Genomic DNA, 13,112 nt, shown 5'->3' on the forward strand with positions numbered 1-13,112 from the left:
GAGCAAGACGAAAATCATCTTAGAAGAAGTCCAGTCATTCGACAGAGACTTCCAGACATCATCGAAAATCGACATGCGACTATCCATCGCCGATGCGGTGAAGACGTCAGGCATGCGATGGCCAGATGATATCCAATTAATGATGCGGCGCTGATCCTGACATGTCATGGTCCGGCGTCGTCGCTTGAAACGAGGAAAAAGCTATGAACAGGCGTGAATTTGCGAAGATGATGGGTGTGAGCGCTGTGGCTCTGTCCGGCATTCCGCTGGGCATTACGCGTGTGGCCGGCCAGACCAAGGGCGGTACGCTCAATACGATCATTCAGCCGGAGCCGCCGATCCTCGTCACGGCGCTGAACCAGCAGCAGCCGACGCTCACGCTTGGTGGCAAGATCTATGAGAGCCTGCTGCGCTACTCGCCGGATCTCAAGCCGCTGCCGGGTCTCGCGCAGTCCTGGGAAGTCGGCGCCGACGGCCTGACCTACACCTTCAAGCTTTTCCCCAATGTCACCTTCCATGACGGCAAGCCGCTGACCTCGGCAGACGTCGCGTTCTCCATGACCAAGATGCTGCCGGAGACGCATGCCCGTGCGCGCGCGATCTATTCGCGCATCGAGAGCGCCGAGACGCCCGATCCGCTCACCGTGATCTTCAAGCTGAAGGCGCCGTTCGCGCCGTTCCTCACCGCGCTCGACTGCACCACCGGCCCGATCGTGCCGAAGCACATCTATGACGGTTCGGACTACCGCAAGAACCCGGCCAATGCGCAGGCCATCGGTTCGGGTCCGTTCAAGCTGAAGGAATGGGTCAAGGGCTCCCACGTCCATCTCGTGCGTCACGAAGGCTATTACCGCAAGGACGAGCCGTATCTCGACGAAGTCATCTATCGCATCATTCCGGACGCCGCATCGCGCTCGGTGGCGTTGGAGCAGGGCAAGATCAATCTCACGCAGTGGAACGACATCGAGTTCTACGACGTGGCGCGCTTGTCCAAGCTACCGAACTACGAGATGACCACCAAGGGCTACGAGTATTTTGCCCCGCATCAGTGGCTGGAGCTCAACAACCGCGTCAAGCCGATGGACGACAAGCGCTTCCGTCAGGCGATCGCGCACGCGCTCGATCTGAAGTCGATGGCCGCCCGCGTCTATTTCGGCCTGCCCAAGATCGCCACCGGTCCGGTGTCCTCGAAGACCCGTTTCTACGAGAAGGACGTCAAGCGTTACGACTACTCGCTCGAGAAGGCCAAGGCTCTGCTCGACGAGATGGGCCTGAAGCCGGGTGCCGACGGCAAGCGCGTCACGCTGAAGTATCTGATCCCGCCTTATGGTGAGGTCTATCAGCGCGCTGGCGAATTCATCCGTCAGTCGCTCGGTCGCGCTGGCATCGACATCCAGCTCGAAAACACCGACGTGGGCGGCTGGGCCGACAAGTTCAGCAACTGGGACTACGAGATCACCGGCAACCTCGTCTATCAGTTCGGCGATCCCGCGCTGGGTGTGTCGCGCACCTATATCTCGTCGAACATCAAGAAGGGCATCCTGTTCTCGAACACGGCCGGCTATTCCAATCCGGAAGTCGATAGACTGTTCGACGAGGCTGCATCGACCATCGACGAAGCCAAGCGTCAGGAACTCTACAGCAAGGTGCAGAAGATCCTGGTCGAGGACGTGCCGGTTGTCTGGATGTTCGAAGCCGCTTATCCGACCTTCATCGACAAGCGCCTGAAGAACGTCATCTCGACCGGCGTCGGCATCCATGAATCGTTCAGCTCGGTGTATTTCGGATGAGCTCTACGACCATCAACAAGGGCGGCCGCGCTGGCGCGGTCGCTCTCGCCCTCGCTGGATGGGTTGTGAAATTTGTCGTGGTGGTTCTCGTCATCGCGACCTTCAATTTCATTCTCGTCCATGCGGCACCCGGCGATCCCGCTCAGGTGATTGCCGGCCAGAGCGGCGCGTCCGATGAAAAGCTGCTGGAACAGCTCCGTGCTGAATACGGTCTCGACAAGCCTTATCCGGTGCAGCTTGCGAACTATCTCGGACGCGTGCTGACCCTGGATCTCGGCTATTCTTATCGCCAGCAGCGGACCGTTTCGTCGCTGATCATGGAGCGCCTGCCGGCCACGCTGTTGCTGACCGCGACGGCATTCATTCTGGCGCTGATTTCGGGCATCTTCCTCGGCACGCTCGCCGGCATTCGTGCGGGCAAGTGGTCGGATACGCTGCTCACCATCGTCTCGCTTCTGCTCTATGCGACGCCGGTGTTCTGGCTCGGCCTGATGCTGGTGCTGCTCTTTGCAGTGGAGCTCAATTGGCTGCCGGCCTTCGGTTATGCCACGATCGGCGTGCAGCTGTCGGCATTCGAGCGCATGCTCGATATCGGCAAACACATGATCCTGCCGGTGACCTCGCTGGCGGCCATCTATCTCGCGATCTACACCCGCCTGATGCGCTCGTCTGTGCTCGATGTCACGCATCAGGATTTCATCAAGACGGCCAAGGCCAAGGGCCTGAAGCAGGGTGCGATCATCATGCATCACATCCTGCGCAACGCCATGCTGCCGATCGTGACGGTCGCCGGCATGCAGGCTGGTGCGCTGGTCGGCGGCGCTGTCGTGATCGAGACCGTGTTCGCCTGGCCGGGCCTCGGCCGGCTCATCTATGACGCACTGCTGCAGCGCGACTATCCGGTGCTGCTCGGCGTGTTCCTGGTGATGTCGGTGATCGTGATCGCGCTCAATCTTCTGACGGATGCGATCTACCGGATGATCGATCCGCGCGTCTCCGTGCGTGCGGCTTCGTGAACGGAAACTGGTGATGACGACTTTCAAAGCATTCCTCCGCCATCCCACCGGGATGATCGGTCTGTTCATCCTGCTCTGCGTAGTTCTTCTCGCAGTGTCGGCGCCGTGGCTGTTTCCCGACGATCCCTGGGACATGGTCGGCGCGCCGTTCCAGCCGCCACTGACCGAAGGACTGTGGCTCGGCTCCGACATGCTGGGCCGCGACGTCGCTGCGGGCATCGCCCATGGCGCGCGTATCTCGCTGATCATCGGTGTCGTCTCGACACTGACGTCGCTGATCATCGGCGTCACCATCGGCGCCACGGCCGGTTATTTCGGCGGCAAGGTCGATGAGGTCATGATGCGCCTCACCGAACTGTTCCAGACGATCCCGGGTTTCGTGCTGGCGATCCTGCTGGTGGCGACGCTCGGTCCGAAGATCTCCAACGTGATCTTCGCCATCGGCATCGTCAGCTGGCCGTCGCTGGCGCGCCTCACGCGCGCTGAATTCATGCGGCTGCGCGGCCGCGAGTTCGTGCAGGCAGCGGTCTGTCAAGGCCAGCGTGCGCTCACCGTCGTGATCCGCCGCATTCTGCCGAACGCGGTCTCGCCGATTATCGTGACGGGCTCGCTGGCGGTCGCCAGCGCGATCCTGATCGAGAGCGCGCTGAGCTTCATGGGCCTCGGCGATCCCAATCTGATGTCCTGGGGCTTCATGATCGGTGCCGCGCGCACCGTGATCCGTCAGGCATGGTGGATGAGCGTGTTTCCTGGTCTCGCCATCCTGCTCACCGTGCTTGCCATCAATCTCGTGGGTGAAGGTCTCAACGACGTCATGAACCCGCGCATCTCACGCAGGCGATAACCGATGACAGACAACACTCTTCTCGCCATCGAGAACCTCGCCATTAGCCTGCCGTCGGGCGCGGACCGCGCCTTCGCGGTCGAGGGCGTGTCGTTCGACGTCAACCGCAACGAGATCGTATGTCTGGTCGGCGAATCCGGCTCGGGCAAGTCGATGACGGCGCATGCGATCCTGCGTCTTCTGCCTGACCGAACGGGCATCGCAGAAGGCAGCGTCAAGTTCGACGGGCAGGACGTTGCCCGGATCGATGAAACTGCGATGCGCAAGCTTCGCGGTGGCGCGATTTCGATGATCTTCCAGGAGCCGCTCAGCGCGCTCAATCCGCTGGCCCGCGTCGGCCATCAGATTGCCGAGTCGATCATCACCCACACGAAGCCGGAGCCTTCGAAGGAAGCGGTCGATGCGCGTGTGCAGGAGTTGATCAACGCTGTCGGCCTGCCGGATCCGAAGGCGCTTGCGCGTAGCTTCCCGTTCCAGCTCTCGGGCGGCCAGCGCCAACGCATCATGATCGCGATGGCCATGGCCAACAATCCGCAGCTGCTGCTCGCGGACGAGCCGACCACCGCGCTCGACGTCACCACGCAGAAACAGATTCTCGCGCTGGTGAAGAAGCTGCAGGCCGAACGCGGCATGGGCGTGCTGCTCATCACCCACGACTTCGGTGTCGTCGCCGACGTGGCCGATCGCGTCGTCGTGATGCGCAATGGCCGTGTCGTCGAGCAAGGCACCGTTGATGAGGTGCTGCGCAATCCGAAGGACGACTACACCAAGAGCCTGATCGCGGCCGTTCCCGGCGGGCAGTCGCTCGCCGTGCATGATCGCAAGATCACCGGTGAGCCGATCCTTGATGCGGCTGGTCTCAACAAGACCTTCATCACCAAGCAGGGCATGTTCCTGCCGCCGCGTCGTACCGATGCGGTGCAGAACATCTCGCTCGCATTGAAGGCGCGCGAGACGGTGGCGATCGTGGGCGAGTCCGGTTCGGGCAAATCGACGCTGGGCCGTCTCATCATGCGCTTGGTCGAACCGGATACGGGTTCGGTGAAGTTCTCCGGTGCCGACCTGCTGGCACAGCGCGGCGAGAATCTCCGGCAGATGCGCCGCAAGATCCAGATCGTGTTCCAGGATCCCTATGCCGCGCTCGATCCGCGCCAGAAGGTCGGCGATGCCATCGCGGCCGGTCCGATCGCCTATGGCACCTCGGCGAAGGACGCCATGGCCGATGCCAAGCGTCTGCTGGTTCGTGTCGGCTTGCAGGAGAGTGCGGCAGAGCGTTATCCGCATGAATTCTCCGGCGGCCAGCGTCAGCGTATCTGCATCGCGCGTGCGCTTGCCTTGAAGCCGCTCGTGCTGGTGGCCGACGAAGCCGTATCGGCACTCGACGTGTCGGTGCAGGCGCAGGTGCTGAAGTTGCTCGCCGAACTGCGCGAGGAGATGAACCTGGCGATGATCTTCATCACCCACGACCTTCGCGTCGCCGCCGAGATCGCGGATCGCATCGTGGTGATGCGTCGTGGTGAGATCGTCGAGCAGGGGCCGACCCAGACCATCTTCGAAAGCCCGAGCGACGCCTATACAAAGGCGCTGCTCGATGCGATCCCCGGCCGCAGCCTGTTTGCTGGTCCCGGAACGAAAGAAGCCGTGACTGCGTAAGCAGCCACGGCTCCCATATCAGTCTTCTAGAGGCCGGCTCAGTCCAGTTTGACGCCGGCCTCGGTGACGACCTTGCGCCAGCGCGCGACTTCGGACGACACCAGCTTGCCGAATTCGGCGCCCTTCACATCGGGCACGTCCGAACCGTTGCGCTCCCATGCATCCTTGACCGCTTGCGCCTGCAACGCGGTCTGAACTTCCTTGGTCATGCGCTGCACGATTTCCGGCGGTGTGTTCTTCGGCGCGAACAGGCCATACCAGGTCGATACCTCGTAATTCTGGAGGCCGGCTTCCGCGGCTGTCGGCAGATCTGGGAACGCCGTCACGCGTTTCGGCGCGGCAACTGCCAAAGCGCGCAATTGGCCGGCCTTGATCGGCGCGGCCGATGAGCCAAGCCCGTCAAACACCACAGGCACATGACCTGCGATCAGATCCTGCATGGCGGGGCCAGCGCCGCGATAGGGCACGTGCTGGATCTTGGTCTGCGTCAGGATCTTGAACAGTTCGGCGGCCAGATGATGCGTGGTGCCGGCGCCGGCCGAGCCATAAGTCAGCTTGTCCGGATTGGCCTTGGCATAGGCGATGAATTCGCCGAGCGTCTTCGCCTGCACTTTCTCGGGATTGACGACGATGACCTGCGGCGGTCGCGACACCAGCGCCACCGGGATGAAGTCCTTCTCGATGTCATAATCGAGATTGGGATAGAGCGACGGGGCAATGGCGTGATGCGCCGCGCCCATGAAGAACGTGTAGCCATCCGGCGCTGCCTTGGCTGCAGCGGACGCGCCGACCGTTCCACCGGCGCCGGCACGGTTCTCGATGATCACGCGCTTGCCGAGTTGCTGATCGAGCTGTGCGGCGAGGGGGCGCGCGAAGGCGTCGGTGCCGCCGCCTGCGGCGAAGGGGACGATGAAGGTGACCGGTTTCTGCGGCCAGGCTTGAGCGTGCGCATTGCCGGCAAAGGCTGAAAGGCCTGCCACGGCAGCAAGCATGGCGAAGTGAACGGCTTTGATCCGCACGGTGATCCTCCCGATGTCATGCGTCATTGGCGACGCTTCGGCGCATGTTCGGCGAGATACCCGGCGGATGCAAGGTATCCAGCGGCGGTGCAACTCAAACTATAGTCGGTATGATCCCGCCAATATTGGAACCTGCCAGTCAGTGCCCGCGCAGCTGCGTCCGATCCGCCTTGGCGCGCGCGGCGAGGAATTCCAGGACGGCGCGCACCGGTGGTTGATCGGTGAGATCGGGATGGGCCAGCAGCCAGATATCGGACTGGCTGGTGAGTTTTTGCGGTGCAACGCGAACGAGATCGGCATGGGCGTCACCCACGATGCAGGACAGGACGCAGATGCCGATACCCGCGCGCACGGCGGCCAGCATGTCGGCCTGTGACGAACAGCGCATGGCGACCGTCGCGTCCCGGGTCACGTGGTCGCTCCAGCGGCCGAGTTCGGGATTGGTGGCCTTGTCGGCGAAACCAATCACCGTGTGGTCCTTCCAGGCGCCGCGCTGCTCCGGCAGTCCGTGGCGCGCCGCATAATCGCTCGACGCATAGAAGCCCGTCCCAAGCCGCGCCACCTTGCGTCCGGTCAGGTTCTCATCGCCGGCCTGATGCAGCCGCAGCACAATATCCGCCTCGCGCTTGCGCACGCTGACGGGAAAGGGGTGCGTGACGAACTGGATTTCCACATGCGGGTGATCGCGCAGGAAGCCGCCGACATGCGGCATCAGCCAGAAATTGGCCAGCGTCGGGCCGATCGAGACCTTGACGACGCCGCGCGCGCCGGCGCCGGTCGCGGCTGCTGAGGCTTCGGCCTTCAAGGCCGCATGCGCCATCGCCTGCGTGTTCTCGTGAAAACGTCGGCCACGGGCGGTGAGCACCAGGCCCTTGTCGGAGCGGACGAAGAGCTTGGTGCCGAGCTGTTTCTCCAGCGCGGCGATCTCCCGGCTCACGGTGGGATGGCTCGATCGCAATTGACGTGCCGCGCCGAGATAGCTCCCGGCGTGGGCGACGGCGTTGAATGTGCGACAGAGATCCCAGTCCATCGTTTGATCCGCTGAACAATTATGGAAATAACGTTGTTCAAATTCGAACAACACGCGGTTTGGGTCAAGGCCTATAATTCGGGCCACAAGAACATGAGGAAACGCTCCATGCCGCTGCCCAAGGCTCTCGACGGGACGCTGGAACTGCCGGTGCTCGGCTCGCCGCTGTTCATCGTCTCCGGCCCCGAACTCGTCATCGCGCAATGCAAGGCCGGCATCGTCGGCTCGTTCCCGGCGCTCAATGCGCGCCCGGTCGAGATGCTCGATCAGTGGCTGACGCGCATCGAGGACGAACTCGCTGATTACAAGGCAAAGAATCCAGGCAAGAAGGTTGCGCCCTATGCAGTCAACCAGATCTGCCACGCCTCCAACGACCGGCTAATGAAGGACATGGAGACCTGTGTGAAGCACAAGGTCCCGATCATCATCACGTCGCTTCGCCCGCCATTGGAAATCGTCGAAGCCGCGCATTCCTATGGCGGCGTGGTGTTTCACGATGTCATCAACGTCAAACATGCCCGCAAGGCCGCGGAGCAGGGTGTTGACGGCCTCATTCTCGTCTGCGCCGGTGCAGGCGGTCATGCCGGCACGCTGTCGCCTTTTGCGCTCGTGCGTGAAGTGAAGCAGTGGTTCAAGGGCACTGTGTTGCTGTCCGGTGCAATCTCGGATGGCTATGGCATTGCGTCCGCGCTCGCACTCGGCGCTGACCTCGCTTACATGGGCACGCGTTTCATCGCGACGCAGGAAGCCAATGCCGACGCCGCCTACAAGACGGCGCTCACCGAATTCGCGGCGCATGACACGGTCTATACCAACCTGTTCACTGGTGTTCACGGCAACTATCTCGGGCCGTCGATCGCAGCCGCCGGCCTCGATCCCGCCAATCTGCCGGTGGCCGACAAGACCAAGATGAATTTCGGCTCCGGCGGCAACACCAAGGCCAAGGCCTGGCGGGACATCTGGGGCTGCGGTCAGGGGATCGGCCAGATCCATGACGTGCCGCCGGTGGCTGAGCTGGTGGAACGCCTGAAGTCAGAATATGCGGACGCGACGAACGACTTTGCAAGACGGGCACGCGCATAAGCGCGGTCCGATATAAAACGGGGAGAGGGACATGACGGTAGCGATAAGGAGGGCGCTCGGCATCTGCATTATTGGAGCAGGTGTGAGCATTGCGAGTGGAGTCTTTGCGAACAGCGCCGATGAAATCCGAATCGGCCAGACGCTGCCCTATAGCGGGCCGCTGTCGGGATTTGGTGTGATCGGCCGCGCGCAGGAAGCGTATTTCAACAAGCTGAACGCCGAAGGCGGAATCAACGGGCGCAAGATCAAGTTCATCAGCCTCGACGATGCCTATTCGCCGCCGAAGACCGTCGAACAGACCCGCAAGCTGGTCGAGCAGGACGAGGTACTGATGATGTTCGGCACGCTGGGAACGGCGACGAACAATGCGGTTCATCGCTATCTCAACGGCAAGAAGATCCCGCAATTGTTCGTGCTGTCAGGCGCCACCAAATGGGCCGATCCGAAAGCCTTTCCATGGACCATGCCAGGCATGGCGGCTTACGAGTCCGAAGGCGTTGTCTATGCCAAGCACATCCTTAAGACCAAGCCGGATGCGAAGATCGCTGTTCTCGCGCAGAATGACGATCTCGGGAAAGACTATGTCGCCGGCTTCAAGCGCGGCCTGGGTGACAAGGCCGCCAAGATGATCGTCAGCGAGGTCACCTATGAGACCAGCTCGCCGACTATCTCGTCCCAGCTCGCTGCGCTCAAGGCTTCCGGCGCCAATGTTCTGTTCGGCGCCGTGGTTGGCAAATTCTCGTCGCAGATGATCAAGGGTGTCGCCGAGATCGGCTGGAAGCCGAATTTGATGTTCGTGCCGACATCGGCCTCGTCGATCACCTTTCTCGAGCCGGCCGGGCTGGACAATGCAACCGGTCTGATCACGTCGAGCTATCAGAAGGATATCAATGACGAGCAATGGGCGAAGGACGATGACGTCAAAGCCTATTTCGCTTTCATGAAGGAGCATCTGCCGACGGCCGATGCGCGGAACACCAATTACGCCACCGGTTTCCTCAATGCGCATCTGATTACGCATATTCTGAAGGCCTGCGGAAACGACATCAGCCGCGAGAATATCCTGCGCCAGGCGACATCGATGAAAGACGTCAGGCTGCCATTGTTGCTCACGGGGGTCTCGGTGAGCACCAGCAAGGACGATTACCTGTCGTTCCAGCAGCTCCGGCTTCGCCGTTTCAACGGCAAGAATTGGGAAGGTTTTGGCGAATTGCTCGACGATCAGTGAGCGGATGTGTCATCAAACAGGGAATGCACCGGAGCCAGGTATGGCTCCGGTCGATTGCATAAGAAAGTAAGGGCGGACCATGATTATCAGCGGCGACCGGACGATCAGCTATCCCGACATCATGGCGCGTATCGCGCGCGTGGCGACGGGGTTCAAGACTCTCGGTGCCGGTGCGAGTGCGCCGGTCGGCATGATGCTGCGCAACGATTTTGCGCTGTTCGAGACTGCCTTCGGCGCAGGTGCGGTCGGTGCACGTGTCGTGCCGATCAACTGGCATTTGAAGGGCGAGGAGGTCGGCTATATCCTCGCGGATAGCGGAGCGAAGCTGCTGGTCTGCCATGCCGATCTGCTGCCCCAGATCAAGGATGGGTTGCCGGCGGATCTGCCGATCCTGATCGTGGCGACGCCGCCCGAGATCGCTGCCGCCTATGGTGTTCCGGAGGCGGCAACGCGGGTCCCCGCCGGCAGTATCGATTTTGATGCATGGCGTGAGCAGCAGGCGCCGATGGAGAACCCGCCAAAGCGCGCGCTGACCATGTTCTACACGTCGGGAACCACTGGCCGCCCGAAGGGCGTGATGCGTGCGCCGATGACGCCGGAGCAGGCAGCGGCCTCCGAACGCGTCGGCGGTATCGCCTATGGTCTGAAGCCTAATGAGAATCAGGTCGTGATGATGAACGGGCCGATGTATCACTCGGCGCCGAGTTCATATGGCCTGATGGCCTTCCGACACGGCAGCACCATCGTGCTGGAGGCGCGGTTCGATCCCGAAGATCTGCTGCAGCTGACGGAGAAGCACCGCGTCACCAATATGCACATGGTGCCGACCATGTTCGTGCGCCTGCTGCGTTTGCCGGAAGAGGTGAAGTCACGCTACGACCTCTCGTCGTTGCGTTTCATCATTCACGGTGCTGCGCCGTGCCCGGTGCATGTGAAGCAGGCCATGATCAAATGGTGGGGGCTGGTGATCAACGAGTATCTCGGTTCCACCGAGACCGGCGTCCCGATCTGGCATTCCTCTGAAGAGGCATTGAAAAAGCCGGGCACCGTCGGCCGCACCATCGAAGGCGGCGTCGTGCGCATCTATCGACCCGATGGCACCTTGTGCGACGTGGGCGAGGCCGGTGAAATCTTCATGCGTCAGACCTCGGTGCCGGACTTCGACTATCAGGGACGCCCGGATGCGCGCGCTGAAGCCGGGCGCGACGGTCTCATCAGCGTGGGTGATGTCGGCTATCTCGATGCCGATGGCTATCTCTTCATGTGCGACCGGAAGCGCGATATGGTCATCTCGGGGGGTGTCAACATCTATCCCGCCGAGATCGAAAGCACGCTGATCGGTCTGGACGGCGTGCGCGACTGCGCGGTGTTCGGTGTCCCCGATGACGAGTTCGGCGAACGATTGGTCGGCTGCGTCGAACTCGAGGAGGGGACGACGCTCACCAGCGCCGACATTCAGGCCTATCTCAAGCAGCGACTGGCTAACTTCAAGGTGCCGAAGGAAATCCACTTCCACGAGGCGCTGCCACGGGAGTCCACCGGCAAGATCTTCAAGCGCAAGCTGCGCGATCTGTATCAGCCGACGGCAGCCTGATCGCCAGGTTCCGGCGTCGATTAGGACCGGGTGGATTATGGCGGCATCAGAAAGCCTGATGCCGCCGATCACACTCTGGTAACTCTCGCGTAGCAGAATACCCCTCGAGCTTGTTGCACGATTCGCGTGCAGGCATTGATGGCTCACGGGCCGGGGGGCCGTTTTGTTTCATCTATTTGAGAAGAAGTCATATCAATCCATGGCCGCGAGGGCGGATGCCATCGACCGGTCACAGGCCGTAATCGAATTCGCGCTCGACGGCACCATCGTGACGGCCAATCAGAATTTTCTCGCCGCGGTCGGCTATTCCCTCGATGAGATCCGAGGCAAGCATCACAGCATGTTCGTCGCGGCCGAGACACGCGACAGCGCAGAATATCGCGCATTCTGGGCCACGCTCGGAAATGGTAAGTCGCAGGCGGCCCAATACAAGCGGGTCGGCAAGGGCGGCAGGGAGATCTGGATCCAGGCGTCCTACAATCCGTTGCTGGATAAACAGGGCAAGCCGGCCGGCGTTATCAAGTTTGCCACCGATATCACGGCGGAAAAGCGCCGGAGCATGGAAGCCGATGGCAAGATTGCTGCCATCGACCGCGCGCAGGCGGTAATCGAATTCAACATGGACGGCACGATCATCACCGCGAATGACAATTTTCTCGGTGTGGTCGGCTATGCGCTGTCGGATATTCAGGGCAAGCACCACGGCATGTTCGTGCCTGCGGCCGAGCGCGAAACAGCGTCCTATCGCGCCTTCTGGGATCAACTGAACCGTGGCGACTATCAGTCAGCCGAGTACAAACGCATCGGTAAAGGCGGTCGCGAAGTCTGGATTCTCGCGACTTACAACCCGATCCTTGATGAGCGCGGAAAGCCCTTCAAGGTCGTGAAATTCGCGACCGATGTGACCCGGCAGAAACTGATTTCTGCCGATACCAGCGGCCAGATCGACGCCATCGACAAGTCTCAGGCCGTGATCGAGTTTCGCATGGACGGCACGGTCGTCACAGCCAACCAGAACTTCCTCGACGCGGTCGGCTATCGGCTCGATGAGATCAAGGGTAAGCATCACAGCATGTTCGTGGCGGCGGACGAACGCACGAGCCCCGCTTACGCGGAGTTCTGGGCCAAGCTCAATCAGGGCCAATATCAGGCTGCCGAATATCGGCGCTTCGGAAAGGGCGGCAAGGAGATCTGGATCCAGGCGTCCTACAATCCGATCCTCGATCTCAACGGCAAGCCGTTCAAGGTCGTCAAATACGCAACGGATACGACGGCGCTGGCGATCGGTCGCGTCAAGGCAGCCCGTGCGCGTGCGCTCATCGATTCCGTCGCTGCGGGCAGTGAAGAGATGAGCGCGTCCATTCGGGAGATTTCGGAGACCATGGTGAAGTCACGTCAGACCGCAACGAGCGCAGCCGAGCGGGTCGAAGCCGCCGATGCGCAGGCCCAGCGCCTCAATGAGGCGGCAGAGTCCATGGGCGGCATCGTCGAGTTGATCGGAAACATCACCAACCAGATCAATCTGCTTGCTCTGAATGCAACGATTGAATCGGCGCGTGCGGGCGAAGCTGGGCGCGGCTTTGCGGTCGTCGCCGCCGAGGTCAAAAATCTCGCCAATCAGGCCAAGCAGGCGACCGACAAGATCACGGCCGAAATCGACGGCCTCAATGGCGTCAGCGGTGATGTCGTGGCGGCGCTAAGCGCGATCAAGATCGCCATCGAGGATGTGAATGAGTTCGTCAATTCGACGGCTGCAGCGGTCGAGGAACAGAGCACGGTCACCAGTGACATGTCCGTCAACATGCAGAAGGCCGCTGCCGAACTGGCCTGAGCGACGAGCGCGCATGCAAAAAGA

Annotated in this window: 10 protein-coding genes; 8 read left to right on the forward strand and 2 right to left on the reverse strand. The window is 61.4% G+C overall.

The genetic code is table 11. The features are described from left to right. The first annotated feature begins 203 nt into the window (after positions 1-203). From RPMA_RS08105 to RPMA_RS08120, 4 genes are read left to right on the forward strand one after another with little or no spacing between them, the layout of a single operon-like run. On the forward strand, positions 204-1,790 hold the full coding sequence (locus tag RPMA_RS08105) for an ABC transporter substrate-binding protein (RefSeq protein ID WP_211912331.1): 1,587 nt from the start codon (positions 204-206) through the stop codon (positions 1,788-1,790). Further along, positions 1,787-2,806: an ABC transporter permease gene (locus RPMA_RS08110; protein ID WP_211912332.1), complete on the forward strand. Its 1,020-nt coding sequence runs from the start codon at positions 1,787-1,789 to the stop codon at positions 2,804-2,806. The genes RPMA_RS08105 and RPMA_RS08110 overlap by 4 nt, the downstream gene beginning before the upstream one ends. Positions 2,807-2,819: 13 nt before the next feature. After that, positions 2,820-3,650: an ABC transporter permease gene (locus tag RPMA_RS08115; protein WP_211912333.1), complete on the forward strand. Its 831-nt coding sequence runs from the start codon at positions 2,820-2,822 to the stop codon at positions 3,648-3,650. A gap of 3 nt (positions 3,651-3,653) precedes the next feature. Continuing rightward, complete coding sequence (locus RPMA_RS08120) at positions 3,654-5,303, forward strand: dipeptide ABC transporter ATP-binding protein (protein ID WP_211912334.1); 1,650 nt, start codon at positions 3,654-3,656, stop codon at positions 5,301-5,303. 38 nt (positions 5,304-5,341) lie between these two features. Here the strand turns inward: RPMA_RS08120 and RPMA_RS08125 are convergent, their stop codons facing one another. Next, positions 5,342-6,322: a Bug family tripartite tricarboxylate transporter substrate binding protein gene (locus RPMA_RS08125; RefSeq protein WP_249225592.1), complete on the reverse strand. Its 981-nt coding sequence runs from the start codon at positions 6,320-6,322 to the stop codon at positions 5,342-5,344. A 139-nt stretch (positions 6,323-6,461) separates the two neighbouring features. Then, a complete protein-coding gene (locus tag RPMA_RS08130; protein ID WP_211912336.1) occupies positions 6,462-7,352 on the reverse strand; it encodes a LysR family transcriptional regulator in 891 nt (296 codons plus the stop codon). A gap of 108 nt (positions 7,353-7,460) precedes the next feature. Between RPMA_RS08130 and RPMA_RS08135 the strand changes: the two genes are divergently transcribed. From RPMA_RS08135 to RPMA_RS08150, 4 genes are all read left to right on the forward strand, one after another. Continuing rightward, positions 7,461-8,435, forward strand: a complete 975-nt coding sequence (locus RPMA_RS08135) for an NAD(P)H-dependent flavin oxidoreductase (protein ID WP_211912337.1) — start codon at positions 7,461-7,463, stop codon at positions 8,433-8,435. A gap of 31 nt (positions 8,436-8,466) precedes the next feature. Next, complete coding sequence (locus RPMA_RS08140; RefSeq protein WP_211912338.1) at positions 8,467-9,663, forward strand: ABC transporter substrate-binding protein; 1,197 nt, start codon at positions 8,467-8,469, stop codon at positions 9,661-9,663. A 79-nt stretch (positions 9,664-9,742) separates the two neighbouring features. Next, complete coding sequence (locus RPMA_RS08145; RefSeq protein WP_211912339.1) at positions 9,743-11,257, forward strand: acyl-CoA synthetase; 1,515 nt, start codon at positions 9,743-9,745, stop codon at positions 11,255-11,257. 199 nt (positions 11,258-11,456) lie between these two features. Next, positions 11,457-13,088: a methyl-accepting chemotaxis protein gene (locus tag RPMA_RS08150; RefSeq protein WP_211912340.1), complete on the forward strand. Its 1,632-nt coding sequence runs from the start codon at positions 11,457-11,459 to the stop codon at positions 13,086-13,088. Positions 13,089-13,112 lie beyond the last annotated feature (24 nt).

Source organism: Tardiphaga alba (assembly GCF_018279705.1).
Taxonomy (GTDB): domain Bacteria; phylum Pseudomonadota; class Alphaproteobacteria; order Rhizobiales; family Xanthobacteraceae; genus Tardiphaga; species Tardiphaga alba.